The 22,651-nt window shown below is 68.7% G+C and carries 22 protein-coding genes; 11 read left to right on the top strand and 11 right to left on the bottom strand.

The annotated features are described in order from the left end of the window. Nucleotides 1-3: 3 nt before the first annotated feature. The 3 genes from pyrE (at nucleotide 4) to ACIRRA_RS27310 (ending at nucleotide 2,416) form a co-directional block, all read left to right on the top strand. Nucleotides 4-549, top strand: coding sequence for an orotate phosphoribosyltransferase (gene pyrE, locus ACIRRA_RS27320; protein ID WP_354843337.1), 546 nt, complete (start codon nucleotides 4-6; stop codon nucleotides 547-549). A 122-nt stretch (nucleotides 550-671) separates the two neighbouring features. Next, nucleotides 672-1,730 (top strand): beta-ketoacyl-ACP synthase 3, encoded by a 1,059-nt coding sequence (locus tag ACIRRA_RS27315; protein ID WP_402773606.1) that lies wholly within the window; start codon nucleotides 672-674, stop codon nucleotides 1,728-1,730. Further along, nucleotides 1,730-2,416: a lysoplasmalogenase gene (locus ACIRRA_RS27310; protein ID WP_402773603.1), complete on the top strand. Its 687-nt coding sequence runs from the start codon at nucleotides 1,730-1,732 to the stop codon at nucleotides 2,414-2,416. Before ACIRRA_RS27315 ends, ACIRRA_RS27310 begins: the two co-directional genes overlap by 1 nt. 127 nt (nucleotides 2,417-2,543) lie before the next feature. On the opposite strand, the gene ACIRRA_RS27305 is transcribed toward ACIRRA_RS27310, so the two are convergent. The 7 genes from ACIRRA_RS27305 to ACIRRA_RS27275 form a co-directional block, all read right to left on the bottom strand. Continuing rightward, entirely contained in the window at nucleotides 2,544-3,065 is a 522-nt protein-coding gene (locus ACIRRA_RS27305; RefSeq protein WP_402773601.1) for a hypothetical protein, read from the bottom strand. 161 nt (nucleotides 3,066-3,226) lie between these two features. Further along, nucleotides 3,227-4,339 (bottom strand): phosphotransferase enzyme family protein, encoded by a 1,113-nt coding sequence (locus ACIRRA_RS27300; RefSeq protein WP_402773598.1) that lies wholly within the window; start codon nucleotides 4,337-4,339, stop codon nucleotides 3,227-3,229. Beyond that, the gene (locus ACIRRA_RS27295) at nucleotides 4,336-5,661 is read right to left on the bottom strand and encodes a purine-cytosine permease family protein (RefSeq protein ID WP_402773597.1); all 1,326 of its coding nucleotides are present in this window, start codon (nucleotides 5,659-5,661) and stop codon (nucleotides 4,336-4,338) included. The genes ACIRRA_RS27300 and ACIRRA_RS27295 overlap by 4 nt, the downstream gene beginning before the upstream one ends. Nucleotides 5,662-5,715: 54 nt before the next feature. Then, entirely contained in the window at nucleotides 5,716-6,162 is a 447-nt protein-coding gene (locus tag ACIRRA_RS27290) for a hypothetical protein (protein ID WP_402773594.1), read from the bottom strand. 92 nt (nucleotides 6,163-6,254) lie between these two features. After that, nucleotides 6,255-6,866, bottom strand: coding sequence for a Uma2 family endonuclease (locus ACIRRA_RS27285; protein WP_402773592.1), 612 nt, complete (start codon nucleotides 6,864-6,866; stop codon nucleotides 6,255-6,257). Between the two features lie 40 nt (nucleotides 6,867-6,906). After that, a complete protein-coding gene (locus ACIRRA_RS27280; protein WP_402773699.1) occupies nucleotides 6,907-7,548 on the bottom strand; it encodes a LuxR C-terminal-related transcriptional regulator in 642 nt (213 codons plus the stop codon). 53 nt (nucleotides 7,549-7,601) lie between these two features. Continuing rightward, entirely contained in the window at nucleotides 7,602-8,939 is a 1,338-nt protein-coding gene (locus ACIRRA_RS27275; RefSeq protein WP_402773589.1) for a sensor histidine kinase, read from the bottom strand. A gap of 92 nt (nucleotides 8,940-9,031) precedes the next feature. Here ACIRRA_RS27275 and ACIRRA_RS27270 point away from each other — a divergent pair, with 92 nt between their 5' ends. The 3 genes from ACIRRA_RS27270 to ACIRRA_RS27260 all read left to right on the top strand — a co-directional run bounded on the left by ACIRRA_RS27270 (nucleotide 9,032) and on the right by ACIRRA_RS27260 (nucleotide 11,347). Continuing rightward, entirely contained in the window at nucleotides 9,032-9,439 is a 408-nt protein-coding gene (locus ACIRRA_RS27270; protein ID WP_402773586.1) for a DUF4190 domain-containing protein, read from the top strand. Between the two features lie 18 nt (nucleotides 9,440-9,457). Further along, the gene (locus ACIRRA_RS27265) at nucleotides 9,458-10,141 is read left to right on the top strand and encodes a TrmH family RNA methyltransferase (RefSeq protein ID WP_402773584.1); all 684 of its coding nucleotides are present in this window, start codon (nucleotides 9,458-9,460) and stop codon (nucleotides 10,139-10,141) included. 63 nt (nucleotides 10,142-10,204) lie between these two features. After that, nucleotides 10,205-11,347: a glycoside hydrolase family 76 protein gene (locus ACIRRA_RS27260; protein WP_402773582.1), complete on the top strand. Its 1,143-nt coding sequence runs from the start codon at nucleotides 10,205-10,207 to the stop codon at nucleotides 11,345-11,347. Nucleotides 11,348-11,351: 4 nt separating this feature from the next. Here ACIRRA_RS27260 and ACIRRA_RS27255 read toward each other — a convergent pair whose 3' ends face one another. Next, a complete protein-coding gene (locus ACIRRA_RS27255) occupies nucleotides 11,352-11,996 on the bottom strand; it encodes a DedA family protein (RefSeq protein ID WP_402773579.1) in 645 nt (214 codons plus the stop codon). A 71-nt stretch (nucleotides 11,997-12,067) separates the two neighbouring features. Beyond that, nucleotides 12,068-12,721 (bottom strand): DedA family protein, encoded by a 654-nt coding sequence (locus tag ACIRRA_RS27250; protein ID WP_402773696.1) that lies wholly within the window; start codon nucleotides 12,719-12,721, stop codon nucleotides 12,068-12,070. Between the two features lie 227 nt (nucleotides 12,722-12,948). Here ACIRRA_RS27250 and fbaA point away from each other — a divergent pair, with 227 nt between their 5' ends. The 3 genes from fbaA to ACIRRA_RS27235 all read left to right on the top strand — a co-directional run bounded on the left by fbaA (nucleotide 12,949) and on the right by ACIRRA_RS27235 (nucleotide 16,838). Beyond that, entirely contained in the window at nucleotides 12,949-13,986 is a 1,038-nt protein-coding gene (gene fbaA, locus ACIRRA_RS27245) for a class II fructose-bisphosphate aldolase (protein WP_354843373.1), read from the top strand. A gap of 90 nt (nucleotides 13,987-14,076) precedes the next feature. Beyond that, entirely contained in the window at nucleotides 14,077-15,195 is a 1,119-nt protein-coding gene (locus ACIRRA_RS27240) for a BTAD domain-containing putative transcriptional regulator (RefSeq protein WP_402773576.1), read from the top strand. A gap of 176 nt (nucleotides 15,196-15,371) precedes the next feature. After that, nucleotides 15,372-16,838 (top strand): DUF4185 domain-containing protein, encoded by a 1,467-nt coding sequence (locus ACIRRA_RS27235; protein ID WP_402773574.1) that lies wholly within the window; start codon nucleotides 15,372-15,374, stop codon nucleotides 16,836-16,838. A 181-nt stretch (nucleotides 16,839-17,019) separates the two neighbouring features. Here ACIRRA_RS27235 and ACIRRA_RS27230 read toward each other — a convergent pair whose 3' ends face one another. Further along, nucleotides 17,020-18,069: a fused (3R)-hydroxyacyl-ACP dehydratase subunits HadA/HadB gene (locus ACIRRA_RS27230; RefSeq protein WP_402773571.1), complete on the bottom strand. Its 1,050-nt coding sequence runs from the start codon at nucleotides 18,067-18,069 to the stop codon at nucleotides 17,020-17,022. A gap of 238 nt (nucleotides 18,070-18,307) precedes the next feature. Continuing rightward, nucleotides 18,308-20,611, bottom strand: a complete 2,304-nt coding sequence (locus ACIRRA_RS27225; protein WP_402773568.1) for a hypothetical protein — start codon at nucleotides 20,609-20,611, stop codon at nucleotides 18,308-18,310. Nucleotides 20,612-20,694: 83 nt separating this feature from the next. Here ACIRRA_RS27225 and ACIRRA_RS27220 point away from each other — a divergent pair, with 83 nt between their 5' ends. After that, nucleotides 20,695-21,138, top strand: coding sequence for a DUF3151 domain-containing protein (locus ACIRRA_RS27220; protein WP_402773565.1), 444 nt, complete (start codon nucleotides 20,695-20,697; stop codon nucleotides 21,136-21,138). A 58-nt stretch (nucleotides 21,139-21,196) separates the two neighbouring features. Beyond that, the gene (locus tag ACIRRA_RS27215; protein WP_402773694.1) at nucleotides 21,197-22,291 is read left to right on the top strand and encodes an aromatic acid exporter family protein; all 1,095 of its coding nucleotides are present in this window, start codon (nucleotides 21,197-21,199) and stop codon (nucleotides 22,289-22,291) included. The last annotated feature ends 360 nt before the right edge of the window (nucleotides 22,292-22,651 follow it).

The following is a 22,651-nucleotide window of genomic DNA, read 5'->3' as shown; positions in this document are numbered from 1 at the left end:
GCAATGCAGGTAACGACCACCGACCGGGACAGACTCGCGGCTCTGGTGCGCGACCTCGCCGTGGTGCACGGCCGGGTGACCCTGTCCTCGGGCAAGGAAGCCGACTACTACGTGGACCTGCGCCGCGCCACCCTGCACCACGAGGCGGCCCCGCTCATCGGCAAGCTACTGCGCGAACTCGTGGCGGACTGGGACTTCGACGCGGTGGGCGGGCTCACCATGGGCGCGGACCCGGTGGCGGCCGCGGTCATGCATGCTCCCGGCCGGGCCATCGACGCCTTCGTGGTCCGTAAGGCCGCCAAGACGCACGGCATGCAGCGTCAGATCGAGGGCCCGGACATCGTGGGCAAGCGGGTGCTGGTGGTCGAGGACACCACCACGACCGGAAACTCCCCGCTCACCGCGGTGCGCGCGCTGCGTGAGGCGGGCGCCATCGTGGTCGGTGTGGCCACCGTGGTGGACCGCGAGACCGGCGCCGACGACATCATCGCGGCCGAGGGTCTGGAGTATCGATCGATCCTGGGCCTGAAGGACCTCGCCCTGGGGTGAGGACTTAGGTCCTTACCTAAGGGTTAACAAGACTTTGCTCTGGGCTGAACCCTTGCCCTGGGTTAGCCTGGTGCTGGTCTTACGTCCGACAAAGGTGTTGCGAAGGGTCGTGTGAGTCACCAGTGGTGAGCATTGCAATCAACAAGGGTCATCAAAATGTTGCGATGCTCGGCATCGGCGCCTACCGGCCCCAGCGCTTGGTCAGCAATGCCGAAGTGTGCGAGATCCTGGACTCCACCCCCGAGTGGATCTTCGAGCGCACCGGCATCCACAACCGGCGCTGGATCTCCGGTGACGAGACGCTGCGCACCATGGCGGTGGCAGCGGGCAACCGGGCGCTGAACAACACCGGCATCGACCGGTCCAAGATCGGCGCTCTCCTCTTCTGCACCTCCAGCTGGCTCAAGCTGACCCCGCACGGTGCACCGAGCGTCGCCGCCGACCTCGGCATGAACGGCATCCCGGCCTTCGACCTGACCTCCGGCTGCGGCGGGTTCGGTTACGGCCTGGGTGTCGCCACGGACATGATCCGCTCCGGCTCGGCCGAATACATCCTGGTGATCGGCGCGGAGACGATGACCGTTGGCCTGGACCCGAAGGATCGCGGCACCGCCATGATCTTCGGCGACGGCGCGGGCGCGGTCGTGGTCGGGCCCAGCGAGGAGAACGGCATCTCGCCGACCGTGTGGGGCTCCGACGGCGAGAACGCCGAGGCCATCGCGCAGGACGTCGACTTCCTGGAGTTCATGAACAAGGCGCAGCGCCTGCAGGGCACCGACCCGGCCGTCGAGCCGGTGGGCCGTATGTCGCTGCACATGGAGGGCCCCAAGGTCTTCCGCTGGGCCGCGGTCACCCTGCCGCGCGCGCTGTCGAGTGCCATCGAGCAGTCCGGCGTGCACAAGGAGGACATCGAGGTGTTCATCCCGCACCAGGCCAATGCCCGCATCAACGAGCTCATGAAGAAGAACCTCGGGCTCGCCGACGACATCCCGATGGCCAATGACATCGAGAACACCGGCAACACCTCCGCGGCCTCGATTCCGCTGGCCATGGAGGAGATGCTGGTGACCGGCAAGGCCAAGGGCGGTCAGCTGGCGCTGCTGCTCGGCTTCGGCGCGGGTCTGTCCTACGCCGGTCAGGTTGCGGTGCTGCCGCCCGCGCCGGCCGAACCGAGCTTCTGATGGCCCGCCCGCTCCGCGCGGCGTTCGTCGGCGCGGCGGCCGTGACGGTGTTCGGCGCCGTCACCGGCCGCGAGAAATTGCAGTCGGCCGCAAAGCCTTTGCTGATGCCGCTGCTGGCGGCCGATGTGGCGGTGAACGGCGCATCCCTGCATCGCACCGATCGCACGGTGCTGCTCGGGTCACTGGCCGCGGCCACGGTCGGCGACGTGCTGCTCATCGACCCCGACGACGATCGCCGATTGATAGCCGGCGCTTCGTCTTTCGCGGTCATGCAGACCGGGTACTCGTGGTTGTGGTTCCGGCGCGGCGGCCGGCCGCGCGCGCAGATCGTGGCTCCGCGCCTGGCGGCGTGGCTGGGCGCGGCGACGCTGATGCGGTTCAAGGCCCCGGCGATCGCGGTGCCGCTCACCGCCTATGGCGCGACCCTCGGCACGGCGGCCACGCTGGCGTCCGATCCGGGACTGGCCCGGGACGCGAAGAATATTGCGGGCGTCAACATTCCGAATGCGGACCCGCGTAGCCGATTGGGTGTGGGTGCGCTGTTGTTCACGCTGTCCGACGGATTGATCGTGCTCCGGCGTATTTTCGCGCGAGGTGAGAAGTCGCGCCGGATCAGTGAGGGCGTCATTCTCGGCACATACGCCGCCGCGCAATACCTGCTCGCGGATCCGCGCGCGCATCGGTAGCCATATCGGCAACCGAATAGGTCACCGTATCTGTCATCGATAACCGCTGCCGATCATCGAATTCGATGCGGCAAGAACCCCATCCCGAGTTTCGGGATGGGGTTCCGGTGTATTTATCCTCGAAGGATCAGGGCAGGACCTGCGGAATGGCATCCGGGTCGACCGCGCCCACGAGCAGCCCGATCAGGGCGCCCTGAAGGGCCGGGCCGAGCGCGCACAGCGGGATGAGCGGAATGCCGATCACGGTGACGGCGCAGATGGCGGCGCCGATCACGGCCCCGACACCCGCGCCCACCACCGCGGCATTGGCCATCGGATCGTGGTTCTTGGCATTCGGATCGGTGGCGATGTCCCGCGGCTGCGAGATCTCGGCCGCCGCCTGCGCGACCTCGGGCGCAGCGGGCTGCTCGACATCCGGGGTGACCGGCTGCGCGGCCTCCGGAGCGACGGAGACCGCCTCCGGCGCGATGGTCTGGGCAATGGCGGCCGTGACCGGAGCCGGGACCGCCTGCACGACCGGGGCCGACTGCACGGCGTCGGCCGGGGCGGTGGCGGAAGCCGTTCCCGCGCTTGCGAAAGTAGCGGCGACGGCCAGCGGCAGTGCCGCGACGATTGCCTTACGACCGAAATTACGAATGGTGCGACGCATGATTTTTCCTGTCCTCCCGACCCCCGCGGCACGCTGAACTCAGATGGCGTGCAGAACGATTCGCGTTGCCGATGGCAACGGAACAAGTTTTATCCGATCGCGGTCGCGGAATCAAGTCCCGTTGCCGCCATTCGAGATCCGTGGAATTGTGTTCGCCGCCACTATTCGGTGACGCGTGACATTCCGGGGATCGCGGATAGCAGTTCGCGGCCCGCGCCGGATTCCGTCCACCATGCGGTGTGGCCGAGAAAGTACTCGGCGTAGGCGATTTCGGCGTTCTTCGCATTGCCGCCGGGGACGACGCCGAGGAAGTAGTCGATCTCGGACAGTTCGTACTCGCAATGTACGAGGGGGAGCAGCGCCGGGAGGGCGAGCCGTTCGGCGGCGGTCAGCGGCCGCACCGATTCGTAGCCCTGGAGCAGGGCGCGTACCTGGTCGAATCGCACCTTCGCCGGTCCGCCGTCGCGGATCGAAATCCAGTCCACGGCACCGCGTTCGATGGCGGTGGCGAGATCGTGGACGGCGGTGGTGCGGTCGCACAGGCCGAAGTCGATGACGGAGGTGATGTCGCGGTCGCGCCAGAGCAGGTTAGTGCCGTGCCAATCATTGTGTGTCCACAGCGGTTCCAGGTCCGCGAGCAGGGGCCCGAGACGTTCGTGGGCCGGGAGGTGGACGCGTTCCAGGTCGGCCCGCCAGTCGCGTTCGGCGAGGAATATGCCGATGGCCGGACGTTCAGCGGCCCGATGCGCCACGGCCGCAAGGGGATCGGCGGAGGCGAAGATGGTGAAGCTTGCCAGGAGCGGCCTTGGCGGGCGGCGTGGCGCCTCGTATCCCGCGGCGGCCACGTGCAGGCGGGCCAGCAGGCGCCCGGCCGCGGCCGCCCCGTCGAGGGAGCGGTACGGCGTCCAGGAGAAGACGCCCTCGTACTCGTCTCGCCCGTCACCCGATTCCTGGACCTCGTAGGCGAAATCGCCCAGGTCGACCGTGTGCAGTACGCGGGGCACCGGAATTCCTTGCGAGCGCAGGTGATCCATGAAGCGGTGCTCCTCGCCGAGCGCGGCGGCGTCGCGCAGCGCCCGGGGGAGGCGTTTGACGATGAGGTCGCGCCCGTCCGGCGGGCGTACCCGGGCGGTCGCCGACAGTGGTCTCGGGCTGCGCCACACGATCGCCGCGTCCGTGCCCAGTACCGCGTCCACCTCGACGGAAGTCAGTGCGGGCCAATCGGGTTCGACCAGCGGGTCGAAACCCATGCCGTAGACGCGGCCGTCGGTCATCCCCGCCGGACCCGCACCAGGAGCGCGGTCACCGCCGCGGCCGCCAGAAACGAGTAGAGCGAGGCCGAGGACCACCAACCCGGATGGACGCCGAGCGCGTCCTGCGCCCGGGCCCAGAATGTCGCCCACCAGCTGATGGAGCCGGGATTGAACAGCTGGTACACCACGAAGCCGACGGCCCACGGCAGCAGCATGAGCGGCCGGGCGGGTGCGTTCTGCGCCAGATTCCAGTCGCTCCGGCCCTGGCCGAGGAAGTAGTCGACGATGAGGACCGCGCACAGCGGCACGAAGACCGAGCCGATCAGGTAGAGGAAATTCGCGTAGCTGCTGAAGTCGCGGACCGGCAGCGCCAGCAGGGTCACCGCCATACCGACGAGTCCGGCCAGCAGCCGCCGATCCACCCGTGGCAGCAGGTTCTGGATGGACATGGCCGTCGAATACACATTGGCGAAGGACTGGTCCGATTCGCGCAGCACCAGTACCGCGAAGAAGACCCAGCCCGCGGTCACACCCAGGAAGGAGTCGAAAACGTGGTCGGCATTGCCGCCCGCCTGCAGGATGGCGATGATGCCCAGCAGGTAGCACCACACCTGGGCGATCGAGTAGCCGGCCACGGTGGCCCCGGCGGCGGTCTTCGCCGAGCGGGAGTGCCGGGTGTAGTCGGCGGCCAGCGGCACGAACGAGATGGATACGGCCAGGGTGGTGTCGACGGCGGGCCAGAACCCGCTCCAGCTGGTGTCGTGCTGCGCCGGAACAGGTTGCCGCAGCAGCTGAATCGTGAAGTAGAGCATGGCGATGGCCACCGCCACCGAGACGTACTTGCGGAGCGCCCGCACTGCGGCCAGCGGCCAGATGGACATGGTGGTGGACAGCGTGCCCGCCGCGATGATGACCACCCAGTGCGGCACCCGGTCGTGGGTGAGCGCCGAGACGCCGAGCGCGATGACGGTCAGCTCGTACACACCCCACCCGATGCACTGCACGATATTGGCGACCGTCGGCAGATACGACAGCCGCGTCCCGAACAGGCCGCGCAGCACCGCCATGGCCGGCGCGCCGGTGCGGGCCCCGACCGCGCCCGGTCCGGCCACCATGGCCGCGCCGACCACGGTGCCCAGGACGGTCGCCAGCAGCGCCCCGGCCAGCGGGAGCGGGGGGTTCCCGGTAGGGAAGAGCACGTACGCGGCGCCGCTGAAGCCGATGAGACTGACACCGAGATTGAGCCAGAACGCCGCCTGATCCGTGAACCCCAGCGTGCGCGGCGGCTCGGTGTCGAGCACCAGCGGCGCTTCCCTGCGGTCGGGTTTTTCGGCGATCGTCATGGACAGGAGCCTACGGCCCGAATCGTGCGAATCCGGCACTGAGCTGGATATATATCAGAGGCAGAGGATGATCCGGTCCCGGTTGTGCGGGTCGACGCGGATCGAAATCGTGCCGCCCACAGCGATTCTCGGCTTCACCACCGGCTCGACGTCGAAGACGATGCTGCCGTAGTAGGTCTCCGAGCCCGGCACCACGAGTTCGAGATCGAGTTCGGTGATCTCGGTGCAGTGGTCGGTGCGCTGCAGGGGGTGTACCGCTTCGATGTTCGCCCAGCCCTCGAGCCCGTGCCGGCGTAGTCTGCGGTCGGAGCGGGTGGGGCGCTGGGCGAACAGCATGCCGAGGCCCAGGAACATTCCGAAGAGACCGACCAGTGTGACGATCTGGACCGGCACGGTTCCCGGCGGGGTGAGTGGGACCAGCCACCCCAGCCACAACCCGAGTGCGACGAGATATGCCGCCGTCACTCCGAGCACCGTACGGGCTATGCGCGCGTGGTCCATGACACCCTCCAACCACGGCCTTGCAGAGTTCCAGGATAGTCCCGAAGTTTGTTCCGCGTGGGCCGATCAGGCGAGGTCAGAGGGCTGGCGCGTCAAACGGGCACACCGGCTGTGCGCAGCGCGGTGAGAGCGTCCAGATCGAGCGGTAGGCTGACGCCGTCGAGTTCCAGGGTCACCTGTCCTGAGTACTCACCGGTCGGTACGTATCGGCCGTCCTGCAGCCGATGGGTCAGCAGCCGCAGCGACTCCTCGGTCTCCAGCAGCCAGTAGTGCCCGATCCCCGCCGCCGCGTACTCGGCGAACTTCATGACCCGATCCACCCGACGCGAACCCGGCGACACGATCTCGATGGCCGCCAGCACATCCCCCGGCCGCACCCGGGTGGCGTGCTCGGCCCCGGCAGCACCGCACACGATCAGCACATCCGGCACCCGCACGGTCGGCGGCGTGCCGTCGTCGATGATCAATTCGATGCACGCCATGGCGGCCACCCGCCGGGGCAGCGCCCGTTCCAGCTGAGCGGCCAAGCGCCATACCGCGAGCTGATGCCGCGGCGGTTGTGGCGCCACCACCAGCACGCCGTCGACCAGTTCGCGGCAGTGCCGGTTGTTCTCTGGCAGCAGCGACCACTCCGCGATGGTCAGGAGATGATTCGGCCAGTATTCAACCGATTTCAGCAATTCCGCGGAACTCGACCGAGTCATGGGGCCAGTCTTCCATGCCCGGCAACCGTGCAGCGATGTTTCAACCCTTCAACCGCAGAACGGCTAGTACCCGTCGATGATGCAGATCCGAGGGCGGCAATTCCAGCTTGGTGAAGATGTTGCCGATGTGTTTCTCCACCCCCCGTTCGGTCACCGACAGCGCCCGGGCGATGGCCGCGTTCGACAGTCCCTGGGCCATGGATTCCAGCACTTCACGCTCCCGCGGGGTGAGCCGGGCCAGCGAATCCTGTTGCCGGGCGGCGCCCATGAGCTGGCCGACCACCTCCGGATCCAGTGCGGTGCCGCCGGTGGCGACGCGGCGCAGGGCCTCGGTGAAATCGCCGACGTCGGCAACCCGATCCTTGAGCAGGTAACCGACGCCGCCCGCACCGGCGGCCAGTAACTCGGTGGCATAACGGGTTTCGATCCACTGCGAGAACACCAGCACCCCGGTGCCGGGATAACTGCGGCGCAGCGCGAGCGCGGCCAGCAGGCCCTCGTCGGTGAAGCTGGGCGGCATGCGGACGTCCACCACGGCGACATCCGGCAGCTGGTCGGCGACTGCAGCGTGCAGACCGGTCGCGTCGCTCACCGCGGCCACCACCGCGAACCCGCGTTCCGCCAGCAGCGCGGTGAGGCCGTCGCGCAGGATGGCATTGTCCTCGGCGATGACCACCCGCAGCGGCCGGTTCGCAGTGTCCGCGTGCTCGCTGTTCGGATTGTTCACAGCCTCGATCATTGCGGCCCCGCCAGCGGCAGCGCCAGCGTGACCACGGTCGGGCCGCCGATCGGGCTGTCCACCGTGAGCGTGCCATCCACCGCGCGCGCCCGCTGCGCCAGCCCCGAAAGCCCGCCCACCACAACACCTTCGCCGGGTCCGCTCACCGGTTGCAGCGCGCCGCCCTGACCGTTGTCGCGCACGCTCACCGCCAGCGCACCCGTACCCGCCGGCAGCACCGCCACCCAGATCCGGTTCGCGGCAGCGTGTTTCACCACATTGGTGAGCAGTTCCGCGACCGAGAAATAGGCGATGGCCTCGATGGCCGGGCTGGGCCGCAGCGGCAGCAGCACCCGCAGCTCCACCGGCAGCGCGCAGCGGGCGGCCAGGGTCTCCAGCGCGGGTTCCAGCCCGAGTTCGAGGGCGGGCGGATGGATGCCGCGCACCAGTTCCCGCAGTTCGGTCAGCGCCTCCTTGGATCCGGTGCGGGCCTGGGCGATCAGCTCGGCCACGTCGCCGCCCGCCGCGATCCGCTCCTCGGCGCGGCCCAGCATCATGGCGATGCTGACCAGCCGCGCCTGGGTGCCGTCGTGCAGGTCGCGTTCCAGCCGGCGCAGGGTGGCGGCGGAGTCGTCGACCGCGGCGCGGCGGCTCTCGCGCAGGCCGGCCAGCTCGAGATCGCGGGCGGTCGGGGTAAGCAGCCATAGCGCGAGCGCGCGGTGCAGGAAGCAGACGCCGCGGATCAGCCACGGCAGCAGGAAGCAGCCGAGCACCCCGAGCGCCGCGAAACCCAGTACGCGCGGCCAGGTGTCGACGTAGAAGGCGTCGCCGAACTGGATCATCGAATGGTGCTCCACGCCGTTTTCGTCCACACTTGTGGGATTCAGCAGCGCCCACAGGATGGGTGACAGCGCAACGCACCCGGTCACGGCCACGGTCATCAGCACGCCATAGCCGATCACCACACCCAGCAGGCCCTCGACGATCAGGAACAGCAGGGCCCGATACGAGGTCCGGTCGGTGAAGGCGCTGCGCAGCCAGCCGATCGGCCCGGGCGTGAACGTGAACGCCGGCGGCTCGGGCAGAGCCGCGTCCAGCAGCACCGCGACCAGTACCCGATGGATGCGGCCCCACACCCGGCCGCCCAGAATCATGGCCGCCAGCACCGGAATACCCACCACGAACAGCGAAAGGTACAGGCCGCCAACGATTCCCGCGAACAGATAGACCGCCGCGACGCAGTCCAGTCCGAAAACGACGATCAGATACGCGAATTCCTTCCAGGTGCGCGCCCGGAACGGCGTCGTCAGGAAGGTCCGCAGCACAGTGCTGGGTAGGCCGGCCGTATCGCTCATGGCTTCATCGTCGCGGGCGGCCGGGTGCGGTGGCGAGGGAGCAGCCCAGAAAATGTTCGGTGTAGCCAGCACGACCGCCTAGCATTCAGCCCATGACCTACGACGCGCCCCCGCCGGGCTGGGATCCGCAGTCCCAGGGCTATCAGCAGCAGCCGGGTTACAACCAGCAGCCCGGCTATCCCCCGGGCTACCCGCCGCAGGCGCCCGGCTACTACCCGCCCGGCTACTACGGCGCGCCCGCACCGGATCATCCGCAGGCCGTGATCGTATTGGTCCTCGGAATCATGAGCCTGGTGTTCTGCCAGCTGCTCGGGCCGGTGGCCTGGATCATGGGCGGCAAGGCCCGCCGTGAGATCAATGAGTCGAACGGCATGATCGGCGGCAGCGGCATGGTGACGGCCGGCTGGATCTGCGGCATCGTCTCCACCGCGCTGATGATCCTGGTCATCCTGTTCATCGTGGTCGCCATCATCGTGGGCGCGGTCGGCTCCTCACACTAGGCAACTACCATCGCCGGGGTGAGTTCCGCCCCGACCGCCCACGAACCGCCGACCCCCGGACCGACCGAATGGGGTGAGCATCCGCACGGCGTCGGACCGTGGCGCGAGGAGTTCGGCGCCGAGCCGCCGGACGATCCGCGCCTGGACCCGGACCTGCTCGAACACGGCGACCGCCGCAATGTGGTGGATGCCTACCGGTATTGGCGGCGCGAGGCCATCGTCGCCGACATCGACAGCCGCCGGCACCCGTTTCATGTGGCCATCGAGAACTTCGGGCACGATGCCAATATCGGCACGGTGGTGCGCACGGCCAATGCCTTCGCGGCGGCGGCCGTGCACATTGTCGGGCGCAGGCGGTGGAATCGCCGTGGCGCCATGGTCACGGACCGCTACCAGCACATTCACCATCACGCCGACACCGATGAGCTGCTGCGTTTCGCGGCCGACGCGGGACTGACGGTGGTGGCGGTGGACAACGTCCCCGGCGCGGTGCCGTTGGAAACCGCGGCGCTGCCGCGTGAATGCCTGCTGCTCTTCGGCCAGGAGGGCCCGGGCGTGACCGAGGCGGCGAAAGCGGGCGCGTTGCTGACCGTTTCGATCGCACAGTTCGGGTCGACCCGCAGCATCAATGCCGGTGTCGCCGCGGGTATCGCCATGCACGCCTGGATCCGCCAGCACGCCGACCTCACCACCGCCTGGTGAGCTGCACGACTCTCGGTAACAAATCAGCCACGAGCGCAGTGCCCGACTGGCACGATAAGTCCTATGACTTCGCGGACCGGACGCAATATCGAGCCGACCGCTGCCCTCTGGTCGGAGCGAGCCGACCTGGCGGAGTCCGCGATCCTCTCGCGTCACCTACGCAAGTTGTGGGGCTGTCCCGGCACCCAGCTCGGTGTGGTGGGCTGGCCCGCCACCAAAGGTGAGCGGGTTTTCGCCTTCTGGCACTACTGGTGGCAGGCCCACCTGATCGACTGCGCGGTCGACGCCGCCAATCGCGCGCCGACCCCCGCTCGGCAACGCCGCCTCTGGTCCATCGCCCACGCCACGCGCCTGCGCAATATCACCGGCTGGACCAACAACTACTACGACGACATGGCCTGGCTGACAATCGCTTTGGAGCGGGCCGAACGCACCCAGGGCGTCGCCGAGGTGCGGGGCGCGCTGCTTGCTCTGGAGAAGGCGCTGGTCAACGGGTTCGATCCGGAGTTCGGAGCGGTCCCCTGGCGGAAGGGCTCCGACTTCTACAACGCCCCGGCCAATGGCCCGGCCGGCATCGCCATGGCGCGGCTGGGCCGCTACCACCTGGCGCAGGAACTGGCCGACTTCCTCGACGCCAACCTGCGCGACAAGGAGACCGGCCTGATCTTCGACGGCATCCACCTACCCTCGGGCGAGGTCGAGAAGCCGGTCTACAGCTACTGCCAGGGCGTGACGCTCGGCCTGGAAACCGAACTCGCGGTGCACACCGGCGAACCCCGGCACGCCGAGCGCGCGGTCCGGCTGGTGGATGCGGTCGAGGAGCATCTGACCGTGGACGGCGTGGTGGTCGGTGACGGCGGCGGTGACGGCGGCCTGTTCAACGGCATTCTCATCCGCTACCTGGCGCTGACCGCCCTCATGCTGCCCGGCGACGAACCCGCCCGGGTCACCGCACGCCGCAAGGCCGCCGCGATCGTGCGCGCGTCCGCGAACGCGGCCTGGGAGCACCGCCTGGATGTGGAGGGTGAGCCACTGTTCGGCGCGGATTGGCGGCAGCCCGCGCGACTTCCGGGCATCGCGGGCGCGGGCGGCTTCGAGGGCGGTTCGGTGACGGCCTCGCGCAGCCCGGAACGCGATCTGTCGGTGCAGCTTTCGGGCTGGAAGCTGATGGAGGCCGCGCACACGGTGACGGCCGCCGGGCTGTAATCGCTCAGGCGCGCGGCAGCCGCGGCAGCGGCACCGTCGCGGCCTCTGCCACGTCGAGGTCGAAATCCTCGGCGGGACGTGCCATTTCGACGCGGTACTGCCGCACGCCCAGGACCGTGCCGAGCACCAACCCGACCACCAGGGTTCCGATGACCGCGGGCATGAGCCAGGACATGTTCTCCAGGAAGCTGCCCGCGTAGTAGCTGGCCAGCAGGATCACCGGCGCCCAGATGACCGCGCCGACGGACGAGGCGATGGTGTATTTGCGGTGGTCCATCCCGGCCGCGCCCGCGACCAGCGGGCACAGCGTGCGCACCCATGGAATCCAGCGGGCCACCAGCACCGCCAGGAACCCGTGTTTGTGCAGCATGTCCGAAACCCGCTCGAGATTGCGGGTATTGATGTACTTACCGTTCTTGCGCGCCACCAGATGGTGTCCGGCGCGCTGGCCGAAGACGTACCCCACCTGATTGCCGGCGATGGCCGCGATCATGGTGCCGATCGACAACGCCCAGACCTGCCCCTCGCCGACCTGCGAGGCCAGCACGACACCGGCGGTGATGAGCATGGAGTCACCCGGCAGGAACAGCCCGATGATGAGCGCGCACTCCAGGAAGACGAAGGTGAGAACGACGGTCCAGACGAGCACTGGTCCGGCTGTCTCGAGCGGGCCGAATCCGCCTGATGCGAGGGTTAGCGGGGTGGTCGACACCGAAGGGCTCAGTGGGTCGGCTCGTTCGTCGAGGTGGCGTACTCGGCCTGTTCCGGGGCCTGGCCGCGGTGCAGCAGGTTCTTCGCGACCGTGATGATGCCCGGCAGGATGGACACGAACACGATCAGCAGGAAGATCGCCTCGACGTTCTTACGGATGAATTCGACATTGCCCAGGAAGTAGCCGAGCACGGTCACGCCGCCGCCCCACGCCACCGCGCCGATGATGTCGACGGTGGCGAACTTGCGGTAGTCCATCTTCGAGACACCGGCCAGCACCGGCATGAAGGTGCGCACGATGGGCACGAAGCGGGCCAGCACGATGGTCTTGGGGCCGTGCTTCTCGAAGAAGGCGTGGGTCTCGGTGATGTAGTGCTGCTTGAAGAAGCGCGTGTCTTCCTTCTTGAACAGCGCCGGGCCGATGCTTCGGCCGATCCAGTAGCCGCTCTGGTCTCCGAGCCAGGCCACGAACGCGGTGGCCGGGATCAGCCACCAGATGTTCATGCCGGCCGGCGGGTGCGCAGAGGCCGCCAGCAGACCGCCGGTGAACAGCAGCGAGTCGCCGGGCAGGATCGGGAACAGCAGACCGGTCTCGATGAAGACGATGGCCAAGATCGCCGGGAGCACCGCGTGCTGCAGCCACGTCTCCGTCAGGAGGTGCATTGGATCCAAGATCGCGGGCAGCGCGGCATTGGTCGTCACGGCATCGGATACGGCCAGCAAGGTCACGGCCACCACAGTACCGGTAGCCCGGACATCACACCGAACGTCGAAGCAACCTCACAAACTTGTGGGGTGTGCGAGGCCATTGCCCCGGAGAAAAGAGGCTGTCCTATCGTGTCAGCTGACAGAATTTTGTAGTACGCACCACACACAACACGGAGGTCACTGTGCCTATCGCGACTCCGGAGATCTACGCCGAGATGATTGCTCGGGCCAAGCAGAACTCCTTCGCGTTTCCCGCCATCAACTGCACCTCGTCGGAGACCATCAACGCGGCCATCAAGGGTTTCGCGGACGCCGGCAGTGACGGCATCATCCAGTTCTCCACCGGCGGTGCGGAATTCGGCTCGGGCCTGGGCGTGAAGGACATGGTGACCGGTGCGGTCGCGCTGGCCGAGTTCGCGAACGTGGTCGCCGCGAAGTACGACGTGACCATCGCGCTGCACACCGACCACTGCCCGAAGGACAAGCTCGACACCTTCGTGCGCCCGCTGCTGGCCATCTCGGCCGAGCGCGTGAAGAACGGCCTGAACCCGCTGTTCCAGTCGCACATGTGGGACGGTTCCGCGATCCCGATCGACGAGAACCTGGAGATCGCCAAGGAACTGCTGAAGCAGGCACACGCGGCGAACATCATCCTCGAGGTCGAGATCGGCGTCGTCGGCGGTGAAGAGGACGGCGTCGAGGCCGAGATCAACGAGAAGCTCTACACCTCGCCCGAGGACTTCGAGAAGACCATCGACGCGCTGGGCTCCGGGGAGAACGGCCAGTACCTGCTCGCCGCCACCTTCGGCAATGTGCACGGCGTGTACAAGCCAGGCAACGTGGTGCTCAAGCCGGAGGTGCTGGCCGAGGGCCAGCGGGTGGCCGCCGCCAAGCTGGGCCTGGGCGCGGACGCGCAGCCGTTCGACTTCGTCTTCCACGGTGGTTCGGGCTCGCTGAAGTCGGAGATCGAGGACTCGCTGCGCTTCGGCGTGGTGAAGATGAACGTCGACACCGACACCCAGTACGCCTTCACCCGCCCGGTCGCCGGCCACATGTTCGGCAACTACGACGGCGTCCTGAAGATCGACGGCGAGGTCGGCAACAAGAAGGTCTACGACCCGCGCAGCTACCTCAAGAAGGCCGAGACCTCGATGGCGGCGCGCGTCGTCGAGGCCTGCAACGACCTGAACTCGGCGGGACGCTCGATCAGCGCCAAGTAAGCTCAATGGTCGGGATTCCGCTGAGGCGAGCGGAATCCCGGGCAATTTTCGAGCGGCGGGCGCGCCGCGGTCTCTATCGAGGCAGGTGGCATGACTGTCGATGTGCGGGTCCTGGGCCCCGTGCAGCTGTTGGTCGCCGGTCGGTCCGTGCCGGTCGGCGGCCCCAAGCCGCGTGCGCTGCTGGCGGCTCTGACCGTCAACCGGCGGCGCGCGGTGTCCTCGCAGGCGCTGGCCGACATTGTCTGGAACGACGATCCACCGGACTCCTATCAGGCGAGTCTGCAGGTGTTCGTCTCGAACATTCGCAAGACCCTGCGCACCGCCGGGGTCGACCCGGTGGCGCTGCTGCGCACCGAATCCTCCGGCTACCGGCTGGAGATCGAGGACGACGAGTGCGATCTCGGGCGCTTCGAGACGCTGCGCCGCGAGGGTTCGGAGGCCGCCTCGATCGGTGATCCCGCCGCCGCGTCCCGGCTCTTCGGTGAGGCGCTGGCGGAATGGAGCGGCCGCGCCCTGGACGATCTGTCCGGCCTCGGCTTCGCGGAGAGCTTCGCCACCGCCATGGACGAGGAGCGGCTGCTGGTCGCCTCCGCCCGCGTCGATTCCGAAATCACTTTGGGCCGAGCCTCTTCCGTGGTCGGCGAGCTGGTGTCGATGACCAGCGCGCATCCGCTCCGGGAGCCGCTGTGGGCGCAGCTCATCACCGCCCTCTATCTGTCGGGCCGACAGGCCGACGCGCTGGACGCCTGCCGCCGGGTGCGCACCGTGCTGGCCGATGAGCTCGGCATCGATCCCGGTCCCGCGCTCATCGCGCTGGAGCAGAAGGTGCTTCGTCAGGAACCGTTGAGCACCGGGCAGATTCACGAGGTCGAGCGCATGGCCAAGGCCATGACCGAGACCGTCACCGAGATGCCGCGCGCGGTGCGCGCCGGGCAGTTGCGGCTGTCCGACGGCCGGGTGGTGCCGATCGGTCCGAACGGCATGAAGATCGGCCGCATGACGGACAACGATCTGGTGCTCGACGACCCCAAGGCCAGCCGGTACCACGCGCAGATCACCCCGAGCCGGGCCGGGCTGCTCATCAAGGACCTGCACTCCGCCAACGGCATCTACATCAACGAGGAGTCCATCGAATCGGCCGCGGTGCTGGCCGACGGGGACGCCATCCGGATCGGCACCACCGTGCTCACCTTCCAGGCCTTGCGCTGAGCTGTCGCTGTATTACGTTGCTGCACTGTCGGTTTCGGTTCGCGGTGCGGCGCCGGTAGGCTCTGCGGGTCTCGATTCGGTCGAGATCGGTCGAGTACCGGCGGTTCGCACGGTTCCGGGGGTAGGGTGTCTGCCCGGATATGTCCGGAGGGCCCGTTCGTCGGAAGGTTGAGTGCATGGCCAAGCGGCTGGTGGCAGCTGCGGGAGCGGTGATCGTCGGGGCGGGTGTACTCGCCGGAATGGGCGAGCCGGTCGCGGCGGCGGATCCGGATCCGGGTGCGGCACCGGCCGTTCCGGGTATCGGGCCCTGCAGCACCGACGCCAAGCCGGGACACGTGTCGCTGATCCCGAAGACCGTCGAGGTACCCCTGCCCTATCCGGTGGTCACGGTCGACACCGGGCCGCCGCCGGAGAACATCAAGCGCGTGGCGATGGAGCTGCCGCCGGATCCGTGCGTGAACCCGTGCCCGGACCTCACCGACACCCCTGCTCCGCCACCGGGACTCGCCGAACAGCTCGGCCTCCCCAAGCTGATCGTGCGACCGCAGCCGTTCAATTTCGCGTTGCCCAACCCGAATCCGCCGACGCTGCCGCCCGGTCCCGATCCGGCGCACCCGCCGGTCGAAGCCGCCGCCCAGGCGCCCGCCCGGCCGACGCCGCGGATCTCCGACGTGCGCGAGGTGTCCAAGCTGACCGGCGCCGACTCGGTCAACCGCACCGACAAGCGCTGGCAGGTACAGGGCACCGACCTGGGCATCATGTGGCAGAGCGCGCCGGACGAGATCGCCATCGCCTTCGGCGACACCGTGGGCCGCGAGTTCCATCCGCCGGGCGGCATGGGTGAGGACTGGCGCTCGAACCTGCTGGCCTTCAGCAAGAACCGGGACCTGGAGAACGGTGTCGTGTTCGACCGCATGGTCACCGACGACCGCTGCCACGCCGCCGAACTGCTGAGCAGCCGCAAGCTGGACAATATCGAGATCACCACCATTCCGACCTCGGGCTTCGCCATCGGGGACCGGCAGTACCTGAGCTACATGTCGATCCGCACCTGGAACAGCGTGCCGGGGACCTGGTACACCAACTACGGCGGCATCGCCTACTCCGACGACCACGGCGAGCACTGGACCAAGGACCCGTACGCCAAGTGGGAGAACATCTTCGGCGTCTCCAACTTCCAGGTGACGGCCATGGTGCCGCAGGGGGACTGGGTCTACATGTTCGGTATCCCCAATTCGCGGCTCGGCGGGGTGGGGCTGGCCCGGGTGCCCAAGGACCAGGTGCTCAACCCGACCGCCTATCAGTACTGGAACAGCGGCTCCTGGATACCCGAGACGAACGGATCGGTCACGGCCACACCGATTGTCGACGCGCCCGCCGGTGAGCTGTCGGTGCGCTACGACGAGAGCCGCAACGTGTGGCAGATGAGTTACCTGGACACCGCCAAGGCGGCACTCGTTGTGCGGGAATCGGATACGCCGCAGGGTGCATGGTCCGACAGCGCGGTCACGGTGAGCGCGCAGCAGTACCCCGAGCTGTACGGCGGCTTCATCCACCCCTGGTCGACCGGTTCGGACATGTACTTCACCATGTCGACCTGGAGCGACTACAACGTCTACTTGATGCATGCCACGTTGAACTGAGGCCGGAAACGAAAACCCCCGGTTCGTTCCCCAACCGCGACAACTGATTTCGCTGCGATTGGGGTAACTCCGGGGGTACGACCAGAATCGGTTCGGCACCCATCCGCAGGCACGGATGCAGGGCCGGCGACGGCACTCGGCCGCCCGCTGAAGTCTCGGAGAGGCGGGTCAGCGAGGCGGCTCAGGACAGCCGGATCTCGGCGATCGCGCGGCCGAACAGCTTCTTGCCCTCGGAGGTCGCGCCCAGCACGACGGTGGCCGCGCCCTTGGCGGCGTCCACCGACTTCACCTTGCCGGTGAACTCGACGATGGTCGGGGCGGTCGGCTCGACCGGCACGAAGCCGGAGAAGCGGACGCTGAATCTGCCCAGCGCCGACGGATCGCCCAGCCAGTCCACCAGATAGCCGGCGGTCAGACCCATGGTGAGCATGCCGTGCGCCACCACGGTGGGCAGTCCGACCAGGGTGGCGGCGGTGTCGCTGAAGTGGATGGGATTCGGGTCGCCGGAGACGCCCGCGTAGTTGACCAGGTCGCCGCGGGTGACCGGCACCTTGGTGGCGGGCAACTCGGTGCCGGCGGTCAGGGTGGCGGCGGTCGGGATGGTGTGGACCGGCTGCGGCGCGGCGGGCGCGGCCGGCTCGGCGACCTCCTCGGGGGCCATCAGCACCAGGCCGGTCGGGTCGGCGTCGAATTCGCCGGGCTCGGCGACGTGGCCGTGCATGACCACGCCCGAGACCGTCTCGACCATGGCCGGATCGATCTCGACGCCCTTGCGGGCCACGATGGTGGTGGTGGAGACCAGCACCGGCAGCGCCTCGGCGTCGGTGAGGGTGACCTTGACGGTGATGAAGTCGTTGTCGCCGAAGCTGCGGATGTTCTCGATGACCACGTCCACCCCGAGGCGGTCCTCGGCCAGGATCGGGCGGTAGTACTCGAAGACCTGATCGGTCTGCAGGATCTGCGAGACGTCGTACTCGGTGAGCACGGACCCGATCAGCGAGCGGGTGGTGGCCGCGCCGATCACCGAGGCGAAGGTCGGCGAGGCGAGCAGGCCCCCGTAGCCGAGCGCCGCGGCGGCGTCCTCGCGATGGTGACCGGGGTGTTCATTGCGCACGGCACGCGCGAACTCGCGGATCTTCTCGCGGCCGACGTCGTAGTGATCACGGACACGGAAGTGCCGTCCGACCAGTTCGGCCGCGGTGGCCTTAGTAGCCTCTGCCGTTTCCGGCATGGTGTTCAGCTCCCTGCAATTCGAAACCCGGTGGGTCCGCCCACTTCTGTCGGACACTGCTCTATACGAAACAGGCAATGTCCTGGACGGTGTACAACCGCTGAAGTGCCGGAATGCCGAAACGGCTGACCCAGACAATCCGGCACACTCTACCCACGTGCCGGACTGTTGACCAGGTCTTTGTGATGTTCATCGCGACCGGGGCCACAAATGCGTCAGTGAATTTTCCGGGAGTCTCTCAGTGCCCGTTCTGCGGGTCGCACACCTTCCACGAACCACCCTCATTGCGCAGATCGAAGGTGCGTGCGGACGTCTTCGACGGGTCCGCCGCGGTGTACACGGTCGCCTGCGCCAGCGCGGCGTCGCCGTTGATCTGAATGGCGTCGATGCTCTTCACCTGCGGAATGCTCTTCTGGTCCTGCGAGGTCTTGTACACGCTCGTGAACTGGTCGGCCGGGATCTTCTGGTAGAAGTCGTGCTGCGCACCGCAGGTCACCGCCCGCAAAGCGTCCAGATTCCCGGACTTCAGCGCGTCGGTGTACGTGGTGATCGTCTTCTGCACCAAGGCTTCCGGCGAGTTGTCGTTCTTGTGCTTCACCACCCCGAACACCACACCGGCGATGGCGATCACCGCGATCACGGCCGCCGCCACGATGATCCACAGCTTCTTCGACACACCGCCCGAGGCCGCCGCGGCCCCGTCGGCTGCCCCGGCCGGAACCCGCTGCGGCTGCGCCAGAATTCGCGATCCATCTCCCTGAACATCCTGCGGCCCAACCAGTCCCGGACCACCCGGCACCGGACCCTGCTGCACACCCTGCGGTGCGTTCGGTCCCTGTGGAGCATTGGGGCCCGGTCCCTGCGGGCCGCGCGGACCCTGCGGCGGCGCACCCGCCCCGACCCGCTGCGGCACGGCGATGCGTGGCCCGCCGATCGGCTGGCCCGGCGTGGTCGGCTGCATGTCCGCCGGCGACGGCGCGGTCGCGGGCCGGCGCGGCCCCATCGACGGCCGCGGCGGCGACGGCCGGGTCTCCTCGACCGGCGCATCCGGCACCGGCGCATTGCCCTTCGGCCCCACATTCCGCGGCCCCGCGTTCACCCGTGGCGTCTGCGGCGGCTTGCTGACCGCCCGCCCCTGCGGCCCCGACACCCGGATCTTCTCGGTCCCCTGCCCGCCGGACACGATCGGCAACGCCGTCGTGGCGTCCTCCGCCGGATTCGGAACCTTCCTGATCACAACGGTTTTCGCGTCCCCGCCTGCGGCGTCACCGGAATCGCGGTCCGACTTCGCCGCGGAATCGGGTGCCCCGCCGGCCTTCTCGGCCGCCGCGTCACCGTCCTTCGCCTTACCGGCATCCTTCGCCCCAACGCCGTCCGCGGCGGCCTTGCCATCCTCCGGCCGTGAATCCGCCTGCGGCATCCCCTCGGTGGGAACATTCTCCGGCGCGGGCTTCCCCCGCGCCGCATCGCTCGCGGCTCCGCCCGGCTTCCCGGCAGCCGCGGAACCGGCCCTCGCGGCCCCGCCTTTCGTACCCTGCCCGGGTCGCTGAATCCGAATCAACTGTGTGGTTGCGTCCGCCGCGGCCTCGCTCGCGGCCTGCCCGCCCGAGGCAGGCTTCTCCCCGCCCGGCCGCTGAATCGGGATGAACTGCGTAGGAGCATCATCCGTCGCCGCCTGCCGGCCCGGGCCGGACTGCTCGGCGCCGGTCGGCTGTCCACCGGCGTTCTGTCGCGCGGGTGCGTTCGAACCCTTGGGGTCGGCCGGGACGGTCTGCCTCTCCTTCGCTGCGGAGGCCGAGGCCGCGTCCGGGCGTTGTACATCGCCTGCGGCCTGAGGCTTTGCGCCAGGTACGGATTGCCCAGCGCCAGTGGGCTTCTCAGTGGCCGTGTTCGATGGCGTCGGCGCGTTCGAGTCCTGGCGGGTGGTCTGTCCTCCGGCAGGTTCGGTGGCCGGTGGGGTGCCCGGTCGCGGTACGGCGCCCGCGGCGGGAGCCTGTCCGCCGGGGGTGGACTGCCCGGCGGCAGCGGGTGGGGTGCCGGGCGTGTTCTGCTTACCGGCCGCGCCGGGGGCTGCGGGCTGGCCGCTCGGGGTGTTCTGGGGGACGAATTCGCCCGAGCCCTGGCGAGCGGCGGCCGGGGGCCGGCCGCCCGGGGTGCGCTGCGGCGCGGGGGACTGGACGCGTCCCGTGGACTTGGGGGTTTCATAGTGGATGGTGGCGAAACCGGCCGAGCCGGACTTGGCCGGCTTGCCTTGGCCGAGGGCCGGGTTCGAGGCGGTCGGCGCGGGTTTGGCTGCGCCGGTGCGGATCTCCTCGGTGCGGGAGTCGGCGGTGGGAATCACTTCCGTGGCCGCGGTCGGGGGAGCGTCGTCTCCGGCGGCGTCGCTCGGTGCGCCGGGGCCCTTCGCGGGGTTGCTCGGGGCGGGGTCCCCGGGCCGGGATGGGGACTGGTCGGTCGGAGTTTTGGGGGCGGCGGTGTCCTCGGCGCCGGATGCCGGGTTGGCAGGACCCTGCGGCTGCTGGTCGTCTTTCGGGTCGGACACGCGCTACACCCCTCGCTTCTGCGGAACTGTGATTCGACGGTCAGCCTACTGAGCATTCCGGACGGCGGTGCAGAATGATCGGCATGACCTCCTTCGGCGATCTGCTCGGACCGCAGCCGGTCCTCCTCCCGGAAAACATCGACGCGGAGGACGCGCTGCACCAGAAACAGGACCCGGCGCAGGTCGCCGCGGCGCATCCGACCGCCTCCATCGCCTGGGCCTGCCTGGCCGAGGCCGCGCTGGAGCGGGGTGAAGCCGCCGAGGGCGAGATCAACTACGACATCGTCGCCGCCTACGCCTTCGCGCGCACCGGCTACCACCGCGGCCTGGACCTGTTGCGTCGCAACGGCTGGAAGGGCTTCGGCCCGGTGCCGTGGAGCCACGAGCCCAATCAGGGCTTCCTGCGCAGCGTCGGCGCGCTGGCGAAGGCCGCCCGCGCCATCGGAGAGACCGACGAGTACGCGCGCTGCCTGGACCTGCTCGAGGACTGCGACCCGCGCGCGGCCGCCGAGCTCGGCCTCGACTGAATTGAGCGGCGGCCTGGGCGAAACCATCGACGCTGCCCGGGAGAGCAGCGTCACCCGCATGCGCAAGGCTGCGGGCCGCGTCCGGTCGTCGCTGCTGCCGATCGTGCAGTGCGCGATCGGCGCGGGCGTGGCCTGGTTCATCGCCCACAATGTGATCGGGCACGAGCGCCCGTTCTTCGCGCCCATGGCCGCGATGATCTCGATCGGTGTGTCGTTCGGTGCGCGGCTGCGCCGGTCGGTCGAGCTGATCGTCGGCGTGGCAGTCGGCATCGGCATCGGCGACCTGTTCGTCACCCGGGTGGGCACCGGTGGCTGGCAGATCGTGCTGCTGGTGGTGATCGCCATGTGCACCGCCGTCTTCCTGGACGGCGGCCCCGTCATCACCATGCAGGCGGCCAGTTCCGCGGTGCTGGTGGCCACGCTCTATCCGCCCGGCCAGGGTGGTGCGTCCCTGCGCATGATCGACGCACTGGTGGGTGGTCTGGTCGGCGTCGTGGTGGTGGCGGCGATCCCGTTGCATCCGGTGCGCCGCGCCCGGGAGCAGGCCGCCGGGATTCTCGAGGTGATGGGCAATGCCCTCACCGAGTGCGCGGACGGCCTGCTCGAGCAAGATGCCGGCAAGATCAAGACAGCGCTCGAGACCGCGCGCGGTACCCAGGGCGCGATCGACGCGCTGCGCAACACCCTCGAGGGCAGCAGGGAGATCATTCGAATCTCCCCGCTGTACTGGAACTCTCGCTCCCGGCTGCAACGCCTGCGGGAGGCCGCCGACCCGCTCGACAACGCGGTCCGCAATACCCGCGTGCTGCTCCGCCGCGCGCTCACCTCGGTGCGCGACGACGAGGTGCTGAATCCGGGCCTCGTCGCGGAGGTCGAGAAGCTCGGTCAGGCCGTGGATGTGGTGCGTCGCATGATGCTGGCCGACCCGGACGAGAAACCCGATCCCGCCGAGGCGACCCGCGTGCTGCGCTCGGTCGGCAAGGGCGCGACCAAGGATCTGGTGGCCGGGGCGGGTCTGTCCGCCCACGTGGTCTTCGCTCAATTGCGTTCCATCGTCGTGGATCTCATGCAGGTGTGCGGGTTACGAAGACTGTCCGCCATGGCGTTGCTGCCGCCGACCGTCCCGCATCCCTACGTCACGCCGATCGACTGATCCGAGCGTGCGCCCGCCCGAGTCGCGGGTAGGTCCGAGACCGGAATTGCGGGTCCCCGCTCTTGATCTTCGAGTAGTCCGCTACTCGCGTCGAACCGCTTGTGCCCCTCTACCGTTCGTATCAGGCCGGATTTACGAGGGGTAGTCCGGTTCCGGACTCGCAACGACGGGTGGCAACGGTTCCTCCGGACCGCTGTCGTTGCGATGGGCCGCCCGGTGACCGGGTCGTGCGGGGGGGCCCCCCCCGGCCCCCCCCGCCCCCCCCGCCGCGCGGGCGGCGCCGAACAGGGAACCCCGGCGGGGCAGAGCCCGAATGGCGGGAGTGCGGGGCCCCCCGGCCACCCGCCACCCCGGCGCCCG

The sequence above is a fragment of the Nocardia sp. NPDC101769 genome, assembly GCF_044766925.1.
In the GTDB taxonomy this organism is placed as follows: Bacteria; Actinomycetota; Actinomycetes; order Mycobacteriales; family Mycobacteriaceae; genus Nocardia.
The sequence above is the reverse complement of the archived record's forward strand: the minus strand, read 5'-3'. Positions and strand labels throughout refer to the sequence as shown.